Source organism: Pseudomonas capeferrum (assembly GCF_013523055.1).
GTDB classification, from domain to species: Bacteria; Pseudomonadota; Gammaproteobacteria; order Pseudomonadales; family Pseudomonadaceae; genus Aquipseudomonas; species Aquipseudomonas capeferrum_A.
Genome location: NZ_JAAMQM010000007.1, coordinates 175,757 through 193,520, shown reverse-complemented (window position 1 = coordinate 193,520; position 17,764 = coordinate 175,757). Strand labels below are relative to the sequence as shown.

14 protein-coding genes are annotated in these 17,764 nt (G+C 64.6%); 7 read left to right on the top strand and 7 right to left on the bottom strand.

Going from position 1 to position 17,764, the window contains the following annotated elements; translation table 11 throughout:
- Positions 1-87: 87 nt before the first annotated feature.
- From G7009_RS10285 to G7009_RS10255, 7 genes are all read left to right on the top strand, one after another.
- Positions 88-1,023 carry a cation diffusion facilitator family transporter gene (locus tag G7009_RS10285; protein ID WP_181129887.1) on the top strand — a complete coding sequence of 312 codons (936 nt, stop codon included), beginning with the start codon at positions 88-90 and terminating at the stop codon, positions 1,021-1,023.
- A gap of 69 nt (positions 1,024-1,092) precedes the next feature.
- Positions 1,093-1,464, top strand: coding sequence for a hypothetical protein (locus G7009_RS10280; protein WP_181129886.1), 372 nt, complete (start codon positions 1,093-1,095; stop codon positions 1,462-1,464).
- A 3-nt stretch (positions 1,465-1,467) separates the two neighbouring features.
- The gene (locus tag G7009_RS10275; RefSeq protein WP_181129885.1) at positions 1,468-1,665 is read left to right on the top strand and encodes a DUF1289 domain-containing protein; all 198 of its coding nucleotides are present in this window, start codon (positions 1,468-1,470) and stop codon (positions 1,663-1,665) included.
- 133 nt (positions 1,666-1,798) lie between these two features.
- Entirely contained in the window at positions 1,799-2,833 is a 1,035-nt protein-coding gene (locus G7009_RS10270) for a YCF48-related protein (RefSeq protein WP_181129884.1), read from the top strand.
- Complete coding sequence (locus G7009_RS10265; RefSeq protein WP_181129883.1) at positions 2,830-5,223, top strand: efflux RND transporter permease subunit; 2,394 nt, start codon at positions 2,830-2,832, stop codon at positions 5,221-5,223. Before G7009_RS10270 ends, G7009_RS10265 begins: the two co-directional genes overlap by 4 nt.
- Before the next feature lie 120 nt (positions 5,224-5,343).
- On the top strand, positions 5,344-5,607 hold the full coding sequence (locus G7009_RS10260) for a DUF5629 family protein (protein ID WP_181129882.1): 264 nt from the start codon (positions 5,344-5,346) through the stop codon (positions 5,605-5,607).
- Positions 5,600-6,736: a lactonase family protein gene (locus G7009_RS10255; RefSeq protein WP_445677110.1), complete on the top strand. Its 1,137-nt coding sequence runs from the start codon at positions 5,600-5,602 to the stop codon at positions 6,734-6,736. Before G7009_RS10260 ends, G7009_RS10255 begins: the two co-directional genes overlap by 8 nt.
- Positions 6,737-6,985: 249 nt before the next feature.
- Here the strand turns inward: G7009_RS10255 and G7009_RS10250 are convergent, their stop codons facing one another.
- The 7 genes from G7009_RS10250 to G7009_RS10220 are packed head-to-tail and all read right to left on the bottom strand — an operon-like array spanning position 6,986 to position 17,763.
- A complete protein-coding gene (locus G7009_RS10250) occupies positions 6,986-10,633 on the bottom strand; it encodes an AAA family ATPase (RefSeq protein ID WP_181129881.1) in 3,648 nt (1,215 codons plus the stop codon).
- Positions 10,630-11,868, bottom strand: coding sequence for an exonuclease SbcCD subunit D C-terminal domain-containing protein (locus G7009_RS10245; RefSeq protein WP_181129880.1), 1,239 nt, complete (start codon positions 11,866-11,868; stop codon positions 10,630-10,632). The genes G7009_RS10250 and G7009_RS10245 overlap by 4 nt, the downstream gene beginning before the upstream one ends.
- Positions 11,869-11,918: 50 nt before the next feature.
- Positions 11,919-13,556, bottom strand: a complete 1,638-nt coding sequence (locus G7009_RS10240; RefSeq protein ID WP_181129879.1) for a BatD family protein — start codon at positions 13,554-13,556, stop codon at positions 11,919-11,921.
- Positions 13,553-15,262, bottom strand: coding sequence for a vWA domain-containing protein (locus G7009_RS10235; protein WP_181129878.1), 1,710 nt, complete (start codon positions 15,260-15,262; stop codon positions 13,553-13,555). Before G7009_RS10235 ends, G7009_RS10240 begins: the two co-directional genes overlap by 4 nt.
- Positions 15,259-16,335, bottom strand: coding sequence for a vWA domain-containing protein (locus G7009_RS10230; protein WP_181129877.1), 1,077 nt, complete (start codon positions 16,333-16,335; stop codon positions 15,259-15,261). The genes G7009_RS10235 and G7009_RS10230 overlap by 4 nt, the downstream gene beginning before the upstream one ends.
- Positions 16,328-16,822 carry a DUF4381 domain-containing protein gene (locus tag G7009_RS10225; protein WP_181129876.1) on the bottom strand — a complete coding sequence of 165 codons (495 nt, stop codon included), beginning with the start codon at positions 16,820-16,822 and terminating at the stop codon, positions 16,328-16,330. The genes G7009_RS10230 and G7009_RS10225 overlap by 8 nt, the downstream gene beginning before the upstream one ends.
- Positions 16,819-17,763: a DUF58 domain-containing protein gene (locus G7009_RS10220; protein ID WP_181129875.1), complete on the bottom strand. Its 945-nt coding sequence runs from the start codon at positions 17,761-17,763 to the stop codon at positions 16,819-16,821. Before G7009_RS10220 ends, G7009_RS10225 begins: the two co-directional genes overlap by 4 nt.
- Position 17,764: the final 1 nt, after the last annotated feature.

Sequence of the window (17,764 nt, the reverse complement as noted above, 5' to 3'; positions counted from 1 at the left end):
ATGATGAGTTCCGCAGCCCCCGAGTTATGATGTCGGGCTCGCCGGTCGTTCTTCCTGCGACGTGAAAGTCAAACACGGGGACTGGAAATGTTGCGTCAACTGCATAGCGAGCAAGGCATTCTTCGGATCTCCATCGCTGGCACCTTGGTGGTTGCGGTATTCGGCATAATCGTCGGGCTGCAAGCGGGCTCGGACGCTATCGTATTCGACGCGTTCTACTCACTGATCGATGCAATCATGAGTGGGCTGGCCCTGACCGTAGCGATCCTGATCACGCGTCATACCAAGGAAGAGGGCGTTCGTCGCTTGGCGGAGCGCTTCAACATGGGCTTCTGGCACCTGGAACCCATGGTGCTGGCCTTGAACGGCACGCTGTTGTGCGTCGTGGCGCTCTATGCGCTCGTGAATTCGATCATAAGCGTGCTCGAAGGAGGAAAAACGCTCGAGTTCGGCATTGCCATCCTCTACGCGGCCGTCTCGGCGACCGTCTGTTTTACCCTGGCACTGCTCGAACATCATCGCAACAAGGAAATACGGTCTGACTTCGTCGCCCTGGATATCAAGGGCTGGATCATGGCGGGGAGCATTTCCTTCGCCCTGCTGATCGCCTTCGCCTTGGCAGTCCTGGCGCAAGGAACACGCTATGCCTGGGTAGCGCCGTATGTCGATCCAGTCGTCCTGGGGACGATCTGCCTGATCATCATTCCTGTTCCTTTGAGCACCGTGCGCAAGGCATGGTCCGAGATTCTCATGGTGACGCCGACGGAACTGAAGGTTCATGTCGATACCGTTGCCAGGCGAGTCGTCGAGGAGTCCGGTTTTTCGGGTTATCAGACCTACGTCGCCAAAGTGGGACGCGCGCGTCAGATCGAGTTGTATTTCATCGTGCCTTCTGGATGGCCAGCCATGACACTGGATGAATGGGACGCCATCAGGGACAGAGTAGGGCAGGAGATTGGCGATGAAGGCCCCGACCGGTGGCTGACGATCTCGTTCACCACCGACCCGGAGTGGTCGCGGTAGGGATTGGCAGCGTTTCAGCGAGGGGGCGGGTATGTCATGCTTTTCCTTCCCCAGCCCCCGGAGCTTTCAATGCCCTCCAGCAAGCGTGAAAACGCACGCATCGAGCGTCGTCTCGTTGCGACACTTACACAGGCCTGTGAAACCGCCAAGGCCGAGATCACCGGTTTCGATTGGCTGACCCATGAAGTGGACCAGGAAGCTTTCGAACGGAGCCTGCAGGTCATCTGGGTATTCGATACCCGCGCCAGCAAGGAGCGAGCGCTGTCACAGGGACAGGATGCGCGGATGCGCGAACTGACTGCCGCCGCCCTGGAGGACGCTGGGGTATCGCTGCCCTCTCTCGATCGCCACCTGCACTTTGACTCGGAAGAGGAATGCCACCTTCAGCATGGCGGTGACTGGCGCAGGCGCCTGGCCAGATTCCGGGTGACACGAGGGTAGATCATGGCCAAGGACATCGAGAACCCGTGCATCGCGATCTGCCAGCTCAGTGGTGACCTGTGCGTGAGCTGCGGACGTAGCAAGGAAGATATCCGCAAATGGAAGCGCATGAAGCGCCCCGAGAAGATGGCCGCGGTCCAGCGGGCGTCACTGCGGTTGAAGGCCCTGAAGCAAAGACCGCCCCTGCTTAACAAAAGATAACGTCCCTCTCGTTGTCATCCCGAAGCACTCCCCGATAGGATGGCGCAAAGCTATTGCAGGCCTCTGCAACGGGATTTTTTCGCGGTGCCTGCCAATAGGATGACCCATAAGAACAACAGCAAGCGGGGGCGGTATGAGCGCAGGTGGATCGGCAAGCAAGGGGCGTGGACGATGGCCAGCGCTCGCTGGCGCGGTAGCGGCACTGGCAATGACTCTGTCGGTCGCGCCGGCGCAGGCAGCCTTGACCGTGGCGGCGGGGGAGTACTCCGTCGAATCGGCCAAGGCCGGCCAGGCGCTGATGATCGGTGCCACCCAGGCCGGTTCGCGCCTGGTGACCGTGGGCGATCGCGGTCATATCCTCTTTTCTGACGACCAGGGCAAGACCTGGACCCAAGCGCGCGTACCCACCCGGCAACTGCTCACGGCGGTGTATTTCATCGATGACAAGCGCGGCTGGGCCGTCGGTCACGATGCGCAGATCCTTGCCAGCACCGACGGAGGGGCGACCTGGACCAAGCAGTTCCAAGACCTCGCCCGCGAAGCGCCCCTGCTCGATATCCGCTTCCTCGATGCCCGGCATGGGTTTGCCATCGGCGCCTACGGCGCGCTGCTGGAAACCCTCGACGGTGGCCAGCATTGGCAGGATGTCGCCGAGCGCCTGGAGAACGAAGAGCAGCTGCACCTCAATGGCCTCACGCAAGTAAAGGACGCCGGTCTGTTCATCGTCGGCGAGCAAGGGAGCATGTTCCGTTCCAGCGATGACGGCCAGACCTGGTCTCGCGTCCAGGGTCCCTACGAGGGGTCGTTGTTCGGCGTGATCGGTACGGGGCAATCGCGCGCGCTGCTGGCCTATGGCTTGCGAGGCAACCTGTTCCGATCCGCCGACTTCGGTGACAGCTGGGAGGCGATCGAGCTCGAGGCTGCCCGTGGGCCGCTGGAATTCGGCCTGGCCGGCGCCACGCGGCTCGAGGACGGCAACCTGGTCCTGGTAGGCAACGGCGGCAGCGTGCTGCGCAGCACCGACGACGGGCGCAGCTTCAGTGTCTTCAACCGGGCTGATCGGATCGCGCTGGCAGGGGTCAGCGGGCTGGCCGATGGCGGTCTGTTGCTGGTCGGACAGGGCGGGGTGCATCTTGCCTCCGCCAAGGGCAAGGAGGTGCAGCCATGAGCGGCCGGGAGAACGTCGACATGCATCACCAAGGCAAGGCCACGCTGCTCGAGCGCCTGATCTTCAACAACCGTCCGGTGGTGATCGCCCTCTGTGTGCTGGTCAGCATTTTCCTGTTCTGGCAGGCCACGCAGATCCGACCTTCGACCAGTTTCGAGAAGATGATTCCGCTGGAGCATCCCTTCATCGAGAAGATGCTCGAACACCGCAACGACCTGGCCAACCTGGGCAACACCGTGCGCATTTCGGTGGAGGCGGTCGATGGCGAGATCTTCGACAAGGACTACATGGAGACCCTTCGGCAGATCCACGACGAAGTGTTCTACATCTCCGGGGTCGATCGCGCCGGCCTCAAGTCGCTGTGGAGCCCTAGCGTGCGCTGGACCGAGGTCACCGAGGAAGGCTTCGCCGGGGGTGAGGTCATCCCCAATACCTACGATGGTTCGGCTCAGAGCCTGGACCAGCTGCGCGACAACGTGCTCAAGTCCGGTCAGGTCGGGCGCCTGGTGGCCAACAACTTCAAGTCCTCCATCGTCGATGTGCCGCTGCTGGAGTCCTATCCCGACCCCCAGGACCAGGGCAGGCAGATCAAGCTCGACTATCAGCAGTTCTCCCATCAGCTGGAAGAGAAGATCCGCGACAAGTACCAGGCGCAGAACCCCAATGTGAAGATCCACATCGTCGGGTTCGCCAAGAAGGTCGGCGACCTGATCGATGGCCTGGTGATGGTGGCGCTGTTCTTCGGGGTGGCCTTGGCAATCACCTGGATCCTCCTGTACTGGTTTACCTGGTGCATTCGCAGCACCATCGCCGTCCTCATCACGACCTTGGTGGCGGTGGTATGGCAGCTTGGCCTGATGCATGCAGTGGGCTTCGGGCTGGACCCGTATTCCATGCTGGTGCCGTTCCTGATCTTCGCCATCGGCATTTCCCACGGGGTACAGAAGATCAACGGTATCGCCTTGCAGTCCAGCGAGGCCGACAACGCCCTGACTGCCGCGCGGCGCACCTTCCGACAACTGTTCCTGCCGGGAATGATCGCCATCCTGGCGGACGCGGTGGGGTTCATCACCTTGCTGATCATCGATATCGGCGTCATCCGCGAGTTGGCGATCGGCGCCTCGATCGGGGTGGCGGTGATCGTCTTCACCAACCTCATCTTGCTGCCCGTGGCGATTTCCTACGTGGGTATCAGCAGGAAAGCGGTCGAGCGCAGCCGCAAGGACGCGACCCGCGAGCATCCGTTCTGGCGTCTGCTGGCCAACTTCGCCAGCCCCAGGGTGGCGCCGGTATCGATCGTCCTGGCATTGCTGGCCTTCGCCGGAGGGCTCTGGTACAGCCAGAACCTGAAGATCGGCGATCTCGACCAGGGCGCGCCGGAACTACGCCCGGACTCGCGCTACAACCAGGACAACAGCTTTATCATCAGCAATTATTCGACCAGCTCGGACGTGCTGGTCATCATGGTCAAGACGCCGTCGGAAAGCTGCTCGATCCATTCGACCATGGCGCCGATCGACGAGCTGATGTGGACCATGGAAAATACCCCTGGGGTGCAATCGGCCATCTCCCTGGTCACCGTCTCCAAGCAGGTGATCAAGGGCATGAACGAAGGCAGCCTGAAGTGGGAGACACTGTCGCGCAACCCGGACGTGCTCAACAACTCCATCGCCCGCGCCGACGGCCTGTACAACGCAGACTGCTCCCTGGCGCCGGTGCTGGTGTTCCTCAACGACCACAAGGCCGAGACCCTGGAACGCGTGGTGGCGGCAGCCCAGGCGTTTGCCGACAGCCACGACAAGGACGGCCTGGAGTTCCTCCTGGCGGCCGGTAATGCCGGGATCGAGGCGGCCACCAATGAGGTGATCAAGTCGGCCGAGCTGACGGTCCTGATCCTGGTATACCTCTGCGTGGCGGTGATGTGCATGATCACCTTCCGCTCGCTGGCCGCGACTCTGTGTATCGTCCTGCCGCTGGTGCTGACGTCGGTGCTGGGCAATGCCCTGATGGCTTTCATGGGGATCGGTGTCAAGGTCGCCACCTTGCCCGTGGTCGCCTTGGGCGTAGGGATAGGCGTGGACTACGGGATCTACATCTACAGTCGCCTGGAGAGTTTCCTGCGGGCGGGCCTGCCGCTGCAGGAAGCCTACTACCAGACGCTGCGCTCTACCGGCAAGGCAGTGCTGTTCACCGGTTTGTGCCTGGCTATCGGGGTATGTACCTGGATCTTCTCGGCGATCAAGTTCCAGGCCGACATGGGCCTGATGCTGACCTTCATGCTCCTCTGGAACATGTTCGGCGCCTTGTGGTTGCTGCCGGCGCTGGCGCGTTTCCTGATCAAGCCGCAGAAGCTGGCGGGCAAGGAGGGGGGCTCGATCTTCGCGCACTGAGGTCGTCGGGTCGTTGCATGCTTCAGGCCGCAGGAAGAGCGCATCGGCTTTTCCCGCGGCTTGAAGCTTGGCGCCCGAACCCGGAAGATGGCGGAACCCTTATCCCATGAGTCGAGTCCGATGTCTTCCCTGCCTACTGCGCTGCAATCCTGCGACATGCTTCTGATCGATGGCCTGCACGCCTTCGATTTCACCTTCGACGACGCGGGCCTGGTCATCGAATGCATGGATGGACGTTTGCTCAAGCGCTGGCACTTTGACCTGCGGCAGCTCGCCGCGGCAGTGGCGACAGGGGACGAATGGGTGCTCGGCGCTGAAGACGGCGAGCATCGACTAATCTGCATGAGTGCCTTGCGCGCCTCGGAAGATGAAGACGATGAATGACCTCCTCAAGACCATGGTGACCGCTGCCCTTATGAACCTGACCCTCGAAGCGAACGCCGCAGTACTGCTGGTAGGCAGTTATACCCAGGGCACCAGCCAGGGGATCTACCGCTACGAATTCGATCCGCGCAGCGGCCTCATCGGCAGCGAGCCGGTGCAGGTCGTCAAGAGCGAAAACCCGTCCTGGCTGGTGCTGTCGGCTGATCAGCGGCTGCTGTTCGCGGTCAATGAGCAGGGCGAAGGAAAAGGCATGGTGAGCAGTTTCTCACTGGGCGCCCATGGCGAGATCGCGCCGCTCAGCCAGACGGCCAGCCAGGGTGACGACCCTACCCATGCCAGCCTCAGTCACGACCAGCGTTACCTGTTCGTGGCCAGTTACGCGGCAAGCTCGCAACCGGGTGGCAGTCTGATTGCCGTGCCGGTCGCCCGCGACGGCACGCTGCAACCGGCGGTGCAGCAGGAGCGGCACAGCCCCAGTGGTGTCGACCCCGAGCGCCAGGCTACTGCCCACGTGCACAGTGCCGTGCCCTCGCCGGACGGCCGTTACCTGTATGCCAGCGACCTGGGGGCCGACAAGGTCTTCGTCTATCGCTATGACGGCGCCAACCCGACGCAGCCGCTGACTCCCGCGATCCCTGCATCGGTCGGCCTGCCGCCCGGCAGCGGCCCACGGCATCTGCTGTTCGACGCCCAGGGTCGGCATGCTTACCTGACGTTGGAAATGAGCGGCGAAGTGGTGATGTTCGACGTCCGGGACGGCGCGCTGCTGGAGCGTCAGCGCCTGCCGCTGACCGATAGCGACAAGGCCGATGCCAAGGCCGGTGGCGCCGTGCACCTGTCCGCCGATGGTCGCTTCCTCTACGTCAGCAACCGTGGCACGGCCAACGAGATCCTGGTGTTTGCCGTGGCCGAGGAAACGGGCCGCCTGACCTTCGTGCAGCGTCGCTCGGTGGAAGGCGACCATCCGCGCGAATTCAGCCTTGATCCCAGCGGTCACTTCCTGCTGGTGGCCAATCAGAAAAGCAACCAGATCGTCGTCATGCAACGCGACCCGCGCGAGGGGACGTTGGGCAAGACGGTGCAGTCCCTGCCGATCGATGCGCCCTCGGACCTCAAGTTCCTCGAGTGAACCCAGTGAGTGCCGACGTGCCAGCCAGTCAGGAAGCTATTTGATTTTCGGATGCTGAAACTCATCTGCAGGTTCTGAGATCTGTTGAGTCGCTACCGGCCCCATCGCGGCGCAAGCCCGCTGGCCACCGGTGTTTTAGGCGCCGCAGCCTTAAGTGGCGAGCGGGCTTGCCCCGCGATGGGGCCGGCAGCGACACAACAGATCCCCGGCATCGAACCCTGCACGTTTTCATCGCCGACCGGCATTGACCTAGCCGATGACCTCCACCTGGCTCAGACCATTGCCTTGGCGGATCACCTGGATCTGCACCGGAATACGCTCATGCATTTCCTGAACGTGGGAGATCACCGCCACCTTGCGTCCTTGTGCCTGCAAGCCGTCGAGCGCGTCCATGGCCAGTTGCAGAGATTCGGGGTCGAGGCTGCCGAAACCTTCGTCGATGAACAGCGATTCGATACGCAGGGTGCTCGAGGCCATCGACGCCAGGCCGAGGGCAAGGGCAAGGGAGACCAGGAAGGTTTCGCCACCGGACAGCGAATGCACCGAGCGCAGTTCGTCGCCCATTTCGGTGTCCAGCACCAGCAAGCCCAGTGAACTGCCGCCGCGCTTGAGACGATAGCGCCGGGCGAACTGGCGCAGTTGACTGTTGGCGTGGTGCAGCAGAAGGTCGAGATTGTAGCCCTGGGCGATCTTGCGGAAGGTGTCGCCCGACGCGGAGCCGATCAGCGCGCTCAGGCGTGCCCAGCGCTGCCACTCTTGATACGCCCGGGCGATATCCTCGGCCAGAGCCTGATGCGCCTGCTGGCGGCGCTGGTCGTCAGCCTGCTGCGCACGCAACTCGGCACACTGCTGTTCATGGAGGCTCAATTGCTGTTGCAGGTCGGCAAGCGCTTGTTCCAGATCATCGCTCGGCAGGTCGTCCGCGCTCAGCTCGGCATGCTGTCGCAGCCGCTCTACACGCTCCTGTAGGAGGACGTTGGCCTGTTCGATGGCTTTTTCGGCGATGTTCAGCCGCTGACGCAAGGCAGCCAGCTGCTCGTCATTGATGCTCAGCAGGCGCTGTAGCCCCGCATCGTCCAGTTCGGGATGCCGGGCTCGCCATTGGCCAAGCTGTGCCTGCAGCTGCTGGATTTCTTTTTCCAGCGCTTGCTGCTGGTCCTGATTGGCCTTGAGTTCACTCGCCAGTCGCACGACCTCGGTGCGAGTATCCTGAAGTGTCCGCGCGATGCCGGCCTCCTGGCTACGGGCGTTTTCCACCTGTTGAGCCAGGTGCTGCTGCCACTGCTCGGCTCCGGCGTGCTCTCCCAGCAACTCGGCCAGCGTCTCATGGCATTGCCGCCGCCGGGCCTGCGTCTCGGTACTCTGCTGGCGCAGTTCTTCCTGACGTTGCAGGCGCGCCTGCAATCGAGCCTCCAGCCTGTCCTGCGACAGCTGGCGTTGTTGCTGTTCCTCGCGTTCGTCCTTCTGCCGCTCCAGATGTTGCAGGCGCTGGGCGATCTGTTGGTCGAGCACCAGGAAGGCATTCGCCGGCTCGTTGCGCAGGGCCTGGAGACTTTCGGCGGGCAGCAGGCCGGCAAAATCGGCCAGGGCCTGCTCGAGTCGCTCTTGATCGGCATGCAGCGCCTGGTGTTGCTGGTCGACACGGTGCCTGGCCTGCTGCTGTGCCTCGCTGGCGGCCTGCAACTGCTGTTGCAGGGAGGCGGCGTCCTTCTGCAGGGTGAGCAGGATGGCCTGGCGCTGCTCGTCTCGGCTCACTTCCTGGTCGAGACGGCGTAGCTGAGCGTCGAGCCAGCCCTTGCGAACCTGTACCTCCTGCGCGGAAAACGCGGGCCAGAGCGCGTGGGCGGCGAGCAGTTCAGCCATGGGCTGCAGTTGCTCGGCCAGTTGCCTCTGCTGGTGCTGGTACTCCTTGATCTGCCCGTTGAGCACGCTGACCTGGGTGCGCAACTCGTCGAGGTGGACTTTGAGCTTGTCGACGCTGGCCTGGGCCGTGGCTTGCTCGGCCTGATCATGGCGGCCCAGCGACTCCAGCAGGACCTCGGGTTGATGATAGGGGTGTTCGGCACTGCCACAGACCGGGCAGGGCTCGCCCTCCTGCAACTGGGCGCGCAGCTCCTCGACGCTGGCGTTGCGCGCCAGACGCTGGCGCTCGAGCAATTGCAAGGTAAGGTTCAACGCCTGCTCGGCGGCTTCCAGTTCGACCTTGGCCTGCTGTCCCTCGCCGATCAGCGCCTGGCGCTGTCGCAAGGCCTGCTGCTGGCGATCGCGCAGGGACTGGTTCTGTTGTTCCAGTTCCTGTTCGCGGAGGTACAGGCGTGACAGATCTTCGACGGCGCGCAGCTGCTTGCGATTGTCGACCAGCAGGGTGCCAAGCAGGTCGAGCTGCTCCGCCACGGTGTGCGGTTCGGCATTGGCTTCCCCATATAACAGCTCCAGGGCATCGCGCTGCTCCTGGAACCGGGCGTTGGCCTGGCTGGCCTGGGCCTGCAGACCAGGCAGCTCCTCGCGACCGCGCTGCAGGCGGTTGCCGATCTGCAGCAATTGCTGCAGCTGGTTGCGATAGGCCTGCCAGGCATTGGCCACCTCCGCCAGGTGACTGCTTTCGTCCAGTGCGGCCTCGATCTGCGCCAACTGCTGCAAGCCGTGTTGCTGCTGCGCCACGAGTTGCTGCAACTGCTGCTGACTTTCGTTCACGTCCCGATCGGCTTGCTGGCCGAGCGCGTGCTGCTTGTCCAGCTCCAGGTCCAGGCGCGCGAGGGTATCCTGTTCGGCGAAAGCCTGACGTAGCCGCGGGGTGTTGTCGTTCTGGCGCGCCTGGGCCAGGGCCAGGGCCTGGCGAGCCGCTTCCAGATCCTGCTCCAGCTGGGCACGACGCTCCTGCAACGCGCCTGTGCGCTGGGCTTGCTCGGCCACGGCGGCAGCCAAGGGCGTGAGTTGGCTGGCCAGGGCCTGCTGGCGGTGGAACTGGTGGCGCTGTGGCGCGAGCTGTTCGAGGCGGTTCAGGTCCTGGCGTTCATGGGCCAGCGCCTCCCACGCTTGCCGCGCGGTGTGCGCGGCCTGTTCGGCGGCGACCTGCTGCGCTTGCAATCGCTGCTGCTCCTGCAGCCAGGTACGCTGCCGCTCGAGTTGACGCAGGCGCTGCTGATCCGACTTGAGCTGCTGTTGCGCCAACGCCAGGCGTTGATCGAGCTCGGCTCGGGCTTGATCGGGCAGGGGCAGCAGATAGCTGGCCCGTTCTTCCAAGGCGCGATGTTGATCGCCGGCTTCCTTGGTGCGAGTGAAGGCGCGCTGGCCGAGGCGGGTGTAGATCGAGGTATTGGTGAGTTTTTCCAGCAGTTCGCTGCGTTCGCGATCGTCCGACTTGAGGAAGGCGCTGAACTCGCTCTGGGCCAGCATCACGGCGCGGGTGAACTGCTCGAAGTTCAAGCCCAGGTGAGTTTCGATCAGTTGCCTGTACTCACCCTTGTTCTGGTTGCTCAGGAGCTGTTCGCTATCGAGATCGTGCAGGCTCTGGCGACTGTGCTGCAATTTGCCGTTGGCCCTGTCACGGGCGCGGTTGGCCTCCCAGCGCGCACGGTAGCGACGCCCATCCAGGCCCACGAAATCGACCTCGGCATAGCCGCTGCCGGTACCGCGACGCAGTAGGTTGCGCGGGTCATTGGTGGTGATTTCGCCGTCGGCGTCGGGCACCTTGGCTTCTCGGGCGACGTCATTGAGTCTGGGTACGGTGCCGAACAATGCCAGGCACAAGGCATCGAGCAGCGTGCTCTTGCCCGCGCCGGTGGGCCCGGTGATGGCGAACAGGCCAGCGCTGGCCAGGGGCTCGCTGGTGAAATCGATGTCGACCGGCCCTGCCAGCGAGGCGAGATTCTTCAGGCGGATGGCGAGAATCTTCATGGTTGCTCCTGCTCGAACTGGACTTCCTGCAACAGCAGGGCGAAGTCGGCCAGCGTCTGCTCATCGACAGGGCCGCCGTAGGCCTGTGCCCAAGCGCGGGTGAACAGGTCCTGGGGGGTCATCTGGCCCAGTTCGATCAGGTCATTGGCGTCATCGTCCAGGCCCCGGCGCCCCGCGTACTCGGCGCTGATGCGTACCAGGCGCACGGCTTTGCCGTGCAACGCCAGCTCGATCTGCTGACGCAGGTCGGGCTGCGGCTCGTCAAGCCGCACTCGCACTTCCAGCCAGGGTTGATGCTGCGGGTCCGCGAGCAGATCGACCGGCGGTAGCGCGGCCAGCATCTCGATCAGTTCGCCGAGCGGTAAAGGGCCGAGGCGCTGCAACGGCACCGCGCGCGGCACCAGGCGCGGCTCGACGCTGATCAGCTCGGTCCCTTCGAGCTCGACTTCCAGGATCTGGTGTCGATAACCGATCTCGGCGAACGACAGCGGAATAGGCGAGCCGCTGTAGCGGATGCGATCTTCGCGATTGACCCGTTGCGGCTTGTGCAGGTGGCCCAGGGCGACATAGCTGATGACAGGGTCGAACAGGCGCGCGGGCAGGGCTTCGGCATTGCCGATGATCAGGCTGCGCTCGGAATCCTCGGAGACGGTACCGCCGGCCATGTGTGCATGGCTGATGGCGATGAGCGCCTGGTCCTTCTTGCGCTTTTGCAGCGCTGCGTCGATCAGCTGCCGGTGCACCTGGGTGATGCCTTGCAGGTAGTCATCGCCCAGTTGCAGGCCGGTGACCTCGGCGGGACGCAGGAAGGGCAGGGCCAGGCACCAGGCGCAGACCTTGCCACGGGCATTGGTCAGCGGGATCAACAGGCGCTCGCTGTCCAGCTGACCTTCGTCCAGCCAGTGCACCCGCCCCAAGGCGTGCGTGCGCAGCCGACGCATGAGCGCGGCGGGCAGCTCGATGCGCGAGCCGGAGTCGTGGTTGCCGGCGATCATGACGATGTCCAGCTTGGGGTTCTGTTCGTGGGCCCGGACGATGAAGTCGTACAGCCGCTCCTGGGCTTTGACCGGTGGGTTGACCGTGTCGAAGATGTCGCCGGCGATCAACAGTGAGTCCGGCTGGCGCAGTTGCAACTGGCCGAGCAGCCATTCGAGAAAGCAGGCATGTTCGAAGTCGCGTTCCTGGCCGTGCAGGCTTTGGCCCAGGTGCCAGTCGGAGGTATGAAACAGACGCATTGAAGGTTCCGCGCAGTGCCGGCATGGCGCGGGGCGCCACGCCTCGAAGGTTATTTGGGGTACAGCGGCGGCAGGCTGCCTGTTTCGCCCGTGGGCGCCAGGATCTGCTCGGCCGGTGGGATGGTGTTGATGGCACGCCATAACTGATCGCCTTGCCAATACTGGCCGATCTCGCTGTACAAGGCACCATTGAGGCTATCGAGCGCATCGGACAAGGGTACGAAACGCGCGGCCATCTCGGTCAGGGTTTCCGGTTGTTGCCGTGCCCACGCATCGAGGGCCTGGCGGGTAGCTTGGGGATCGTTGGCCTGGCAGGCGCGCTTGAGGTCGTCGAGCAGGCTGCGCGGGCTTGGACCGCTCTGGATCACCCGCGGTACCGCGGGTTGCGAGCGGGCGCGCCACCACAGGGTGAAGCCGAGCAGGGTAGTCAGCGCCAAGACCAGGGTGGACAGCTGCCATGGCCAAAGCAGGCCGCTGCTGCCGCGGCTGTCACCCACCGGCATCTCGGCGCTCAACGCAGGGTTGTCGCGAACACTCAGCAGACGGGCCGGCAGGCTGCTGTGCTCAAGGTGATCCTCGCGCGTGTTCCACCAGGTGACCTCCTGCGCCGGCAGCTCGAGGTTGCCGCCCTGGATCGGCACCAGTGCCTCGCGTTCTTCGCGGTTGGCGATCATGCCCCGGTCATTGATTTCGTTGCGCAGCTGCGGCTGATCCGGATAGCGGCGCAGCCCCTTGACCTCGGTGGCTGGCAGCGGTGGCAACTGGGTGCTGGACAGGCCTTCGGCGCGCAGGGTGGTGCTGCGTGTCAAGGAGTCGCCGACTTGCGTCGGCTGGTTGGCTGGGTCGGGATTCCAGCGTTCCTCCAGGCTCAGGCTGCGCGCTGGTATCCAGGGCGCCGTGCTCGGATAGTTGGCCGGAATCGGCCGCACCTGCAGGCGCAGAGGCAGCGACCTGACCTGCACCTGACGACTGGCCGGGCCGTTGCCGGTGCTCTGCTGGTTGTCGTCGGCGGCGACGGTCGCGGTGGCGGTGAAGGTCAGTGGCGGAATGTCGAGGGTGCCGCTCTGCTGCGGATAGACCGCGTAGCGGGTTTCGATCACGCCATGGAGTACGCCGTCGATCTGCTTCTCGTAGGTTCGTGAGTCGCCCAAGGGCTCGACTTTGGCGTTCTCCAGCTGCAATTGGCTGAGGCTGCTGTCGTCGTACAGCGACACCGAATGATAGACGCGCAGCGTCAGGACGGCCTGGGCCTGGACGTAGACCGTATCGCTGTCCAGGCTGGCTTCCATGAATACCTGGGCGGCGCTGCCCGGACGGCTGCTGTCGGCCTGTTGCACCTGCAGTTCGATGACCTGACTGTGCGCCTGGCCGAGTTGCAGCGCGGGGATCTGCAGACTGCCGCTGCGGCGGGGCAGCAGGGTGATGATCCAGCGCGTGCTGGCGCGGGTCTCGCCGTCAAGGGTATGCAGGCTGTTGAGCTGGCGCGTGCTGCGCACTTCGAAGTCCGCGTCGAGGATGCTCAGGTCAGGTTTGCCGAACTGGGTGACATCCTGGCTTTCCAGGGTCAGCTCCAGGGTCTCGCCGGCCTGCAGGCGAGCGCGGTCGACACTGGCTTGCAGGGCCGGCTGCGCCTGAGCCTGCGTCACCAGCAGCAGGCTGAAGAAAAGGACGCCTGGGCGGGTTGTCATGGGTTTTCCTGATGCAATTGCTGTTCATACCAGAATTTGCGCCGAAGCAGTTCGGCCGGGTTGTCGGGGATTTCGCGCAGCCATTGTTCCAGCGCCTGGCGCTGTTCGCTATCGAGAGCGGCGGACGTGGGGCGCTTTGGCGGACGGATGATGTCATCGTCGTCGCTCCCGGAGCCGTTGGCCTGTGCCTGACTGTCGCCGTTCCCCTCACCCTGGCTTTCAGGCTGATGCACGCCTTCGGGCGCGTCCTCGGTCTGGCCGCCGGCCGAGCTGCTGTTGCCTTCGTTTTCGCTGCCGGGTGAAGCCTGGGCATCGCCCTTGTCGGGTTGGTCGTCTTCCCTGGCCTGGCGCTGTTGCAGCAACTGTTGCACCAGTACCTGGTTTTCCAAGGCCGCCGGTAGATCGGGCTGCAGCTCCAGCGCCTGGTCATAGGCATCCAGTGCGGCTTCCAGCTCGCCGCCGTGGGCCAGGGCATTGCCTCGATTGTAGTGGGCCTGAGCGCTGTTGCCGCGGGCGAAGGCGGCAGCGGCAGCGGTGTAATCACCGGCCTGGTACAGCGCCATGCCTTGCCACTGGGGATCGCGGAAATGCCGGGCAGCTTCGTCGGGGCGTTGTCGTTCGAGCAGACGCTGGCCCTGCTGGTCGGGCGTGAACCAGAGGTCGGTGAATTCCAATGCCTGGCTCGGCTGCGGCAGGACCAACAGCAACGGCAGGCAGAACAACCAGCCGCGACGTCCGGCACAAGCCGCCAGCAGGAGCAGCGGCAGCAGCAGCCAATGGCCCTGGTCGGCCCAGCTGTCGAGCTGCAAGGTCAGACCATCGTTGCGCAGCCCACGCGGGGCGTCGAACAGGCCGAGGCCACGCAGGTCCAGGTCATCGATGCGCGCGTGGCGGTAGCGGCCGCCGGTTCCGTTGATGAAGGCCTTGAGGCTGGCACTGTCGAGACGCGGCAGGAGGATACCGCCTTGGGCGTCCTTGAGGTATTCGCCGCTGGCCTGGCGCACGGGTACTCCGGCGCTGCTGCCGACACCCAGCATCAGCAGGCTGGGACCTTGTCGCCCCAGGGCCTGACGGATGCCTTCGCGCTCCTGATCGCTGAGCGAGGAGCCGATCAGCAACAGGCGACCCTGGCCCAGGCCGCTCTGGGCCAGCAGCGAAAGGCCCTTGCGCACGGCCAGGTCGGCGCGTTGACCGGGCCGCGGCATGATCGAAGGGTCCACGGCTTCGAGCAGGTTGCGCGTGGTTCCCAGATCGTCCGACAGCGGCACCAGCGTATGTGCGCTACCGGCATAGACGACCAGGGCCGTCTGGCTGTCACGGCGCCGCTCCAGCAGGTCGAGGATCTTGCGCCGCGCCTGCTGCAGACGATTGGGTTGGCTGTCCTCGGCAAGCATCTGCGGCGTCAGCTCGAGCAGGATCACCAGCGGGTCGGCTGGACGCTGGCGTGTTTCCTCCAGGCGTTGCCAGCTGGGCCCGAGCAATGCCAGCAATGCCAGCAGCCAGGCCAGGCCCAGGGCGATCCACGGCAGCTTGCTGTTGCTGCCGCTGCCGCCACCGAGCAGCACGCCATGGAACTGGGCCGGCAGGATCATCTGCCAGCGTCCGGCGCGCTTGCGCTTGTGCCATAGCTTCCAGAGCAGCCAAGCCAGGACGGGCAAAACCAGCAACCATAGCGGGCGCAACCATTGTGGCCAAAGGTCGATCATCGCCGTTTCCTCAGGCGCAGGCGCTTGAGGCGCTCCTGCCATTCGGGGTGGGGTTGCAGAAAGCGGGGGCGGCGCAGGAGCCGCTGCAGCAGATTGTCAGGCCATTGCGCGGCGATCACCAGCAGTACGCTGAGCATCAGGGCCAGCGCCAATGGCCAGCTGTACAGGGGCTTGGCGGTACGCGCGCGGGTAGGCTGCTGCGCCACCGGCTCGAGCTGATCGAGGGTGTCGCCGATGGAGGCGAGCTCGACACCATCGTGGGCCCGGAAGTAGGCACCATGGGTCAGTTCGCCGATTTCCCTGAGCGAGGCTTCGTCCAGGTCAAGGCTCGGGTTTAGACCGAGCAGGCCGGGCGTGCCACTGGCCTCGGGGTTGGCGCCGATGCCGATGGTATAGATGCGCACGCCTTCCTGGGCAGCCAGACGGGCAGCGGTCAGGGGATGGATCTGCCCGCCGTTGTTGGCGCCGTCGGTGATCAGGATCAGCACTCGGCTCTGTGCCGGCCGTTCGCGCAGGCGCTTGACCGCCAGGCCGATCGCGTCGCCGATGGCTGTGTTCTTGCCGGCGATGCCGATCAGCGCTTCGTCCAGGTAGGTGCGCACGGTCCGCCGGTCGAACGTCAAGGGCGCCTGCAGGTAGGCCTGGCTGCCGAACAGGATCAGGCCGACACGATCACCCTGGCGGTCCTGGAGGAAATCGCCGAGCAGCGCCTTGACCAACGTCAGGCGGCTGACGTCCTCGCCTTGCCAATGCATGTCGGGAAAGTCCATCGAGCCGGAAACGTCCACGGCCGCCAGCAGGTCTCGTCCACTGGCCGCCACCGGTACCGGGTCGCCCAGCCACTGCGGTCGAGCCGCCGCGAGCAACAACAGCAGCCAGATCGCCACCACGGGTGCCTGCTGGCGCCAGGTCGGCAGGTTGAGCCGCGCCCGACGCCCGGCAAGGCCCTCGAGCTCGCCGAGGAAGCCGACCTTGAGCACCGGCTCGCCACTGTCGGCGGGCGGCAGCAACAGACGCAACAGCCACGGCAGCGGCAGCAGCAGCAGGATCCAGGGCCAGGCCAGTTCAAACATGCTTGCGAATCCAGGTCTCGACCGCCTGGCTGAGGCCGGCGATCGCCTTGTCATCGAGCCTGCATTCAGGCTTGTAGGCGCCCTCGACGAGCACCATCCAGCGGGTCAGGCCCGCGGCAGGGCAGCGGTTGTCCAGGAAGGCCAGCCATTGGCGACCGTTGAGGGTGTGGCTGTTGGCGCCGGGGTAGTGATTCCGGCACAGGCGCTTGAGCAGCGCATTGATCTGTTGCAGCCAGGCGCCGGCCGGCGCGCCATCGTAGGGGCGGGGCAAACGCGCGAGCTCGGCCAGGGCCTCCTGGCGGACCGGATCGAGCGGTTGTTCGGCGCGCACCACGCGACGTGGGCCGGGCCGCCAGTGGCGCAGGCGCCACGCACTCCAGACCAGCAACGGCAAGAGCAAGGGCAGCAGCCACCAGCCGGGCGCGGGCGGCCACCAGCCGATGGCTGGCGGCGCCATCAGCGGGTGCAACTGGTCCAGGGGATTCATTTGGTCTTCCCCGGACGTTGAGCGTTGAGATACTCGCGCAACTGCTCGATCATCTCGCTCTGGGTACTCAACGGCATCAACAGGACTCGCAGCTTCTGCGCCAGCAGCTCCCAGCGCTCGATCCGCGCTTGCGCTTGCTGGTGGTAGTGCTGGCGCAAGCCCGCGTCGAGGGTGTCGAGCTCCAGTTGCGCCCCACGTTGGGCAAACCGTAGCAGGCCCGCTGCGGGCAGGGCATGGTCCAGCGGATCGGAAATCGGCAGCAGCAGCAGGTCGCAGTGCCGTGACAGCAGGGTCAGGTGCTGCTCGACCGAAGGTCCCAGAGCACGCTCGTCGCAGATGATGATCGCCAGGCTGCCGGGGCGCAGGACTTCGCGGGCACGGCGCAACGCCAGGCCAAGGCTGTCAGGCTGCGATATCGCCTCGGTGTGCAGCGACTGATTGACCTTGGCCATCCGGTTGAGCAGTTGCAGCAGGCTCTGCTTGCTGCGCCTGGGCTTGATTTCGTAATGCTCGTTGTCGCCGAACACCAGGCCGCCGATTCGATCGTTGTGGCCCAGGGCGGCCCAGCCGAACAATGCCGCGGCCTGGGCCGCCAGGACCGATTTGAACACCAGCCCCGAGCTGAAGAACAGTCGCTGACTCTGTTCGACCAGAATGAAGATCGGTCGCTCGCGTTCTTCGTGGAACAGCTTGGTGTGCGGTTCCTGGGTCCGTGCGGTGACGCGCCAATCGATGTTGCGTACATCGTCGCCGGCCTGGTACACCCGCACCTGATCGAAATCCACGCCACGCCCGCGCAGCTTGGAGTGGTGCAGCCCCACCAGCGGGCTGCGCTGGCCAGGCCTTGAGAACAGCTGGATCTCGCGCACGCGATGACGCATTTCGATCAGCTCGGTAAGACCGATGCGGATGCCGGGTTCGGCCTGCTGGGGCGTGGGCATA

Excerpts from the sequence above, each read along its gene's own strand:
- G7009_RS10285 (WP_181129887.1), top strand. The coding sequence starts at position 88 with ATGTTGCGTCAACTGCATAGCGAGCAAGGCATTCTTCGGATCTCCATC.
- G7009_RS10280 (WP_181129886.1), top strand. The coding sequence starts at position 1,093 with ATGCCCTCCAGCAAGCGTGAAAACGCACGCATCGAGCGTCGTCTCGTT.
- G7009_RS10275 (WP_181129885.1), top strand. The coding sequence starts at position 1,468 with ATGGCCAAGGACATCGAGAACCCGTGCATCGCGATCTGCCAGCTCAGT.
- G7009_RS10270 (WP_181129884.1), top strand. The coding sequence starts at position 1,799 with ATGAGCGCAGGTGGATCGGCAAGCAAGGGGCGTGGACGATGGCCAGCG.
- G7009_RS10265 (WP_181129883.1), top strand. The coding sequence starts at position 2,830 with ATGAGCGGCCGGGAGAACGTCGACATGCATCACCAAGGCAAGGCCACG.
- G7009_RS10260 (WP_181129882.1), top strand. The coding sequence starts at position 5,344 with ATGTCTTCCCTGCCTACTGCGCTGCAATCCTGCGACATGCTTCTGATC.
- G7009_RS10255 (WP_445677110.1), top strand. The coding sequence starts at position 5,600 with ATGAATGACCTCCTCAAGACCATGGTGACCGCTGCCCTTATGAACCTG.
- G7009_RS10250 (WP_181129881.1), bottom strand. The coding sequence starts at position 10,633 with ATGAAGATTCTCGCCATCCGCCTGAAGAATCTCGCCTCGCTGGCAGGG.
- G7009_RS10245 (WP_181129880.1), bottom strand. The coding sequence starts at position 11,868 with ATGCGTCTGTTTCATACCTCCGACTGGCACCTGGGCCAAAGCCTGCAC.
- G7009_RS10240 (WP_181129879.1), bottom strand. The coding sequence starts at position 13,556 with ATGACAACCCGCCCAGGCGTCCTTTTCTTCAGCCTGCTGCTGGTGACG.
- G7009_RS10235 (WP_181129878.1), bottom strand. The coding sequence starts at position 15,262 with ATGATCGACCTTTGGCCACAATGGTTGCGCCCGCTATGGTTGCTGGTT.
- G7009_RS10230 (WP_181129877.1), bottom strand. The coding sequence starts at position 16,335 with ATGTTTGAACTGGCCTGGCCCTGGATCCTGCTGCTGCTGCCGCTGCCG.
- G7009_RS10225 (WP_181129876.1), bottom strand. The coding sequence starts at position 16,822 with ATGAATCCCCTGGACCAGTTGCACCCGCTGATGGCGCCGCCAGCCATC.
- G7009_RS10220 (WP_181129875.1), bottom strand. The coding sequence starts at position 17,763 with ATGCCCACGCCCCAGCAGGCCGAACCCGGCATCCGCATCGGTCTTACC.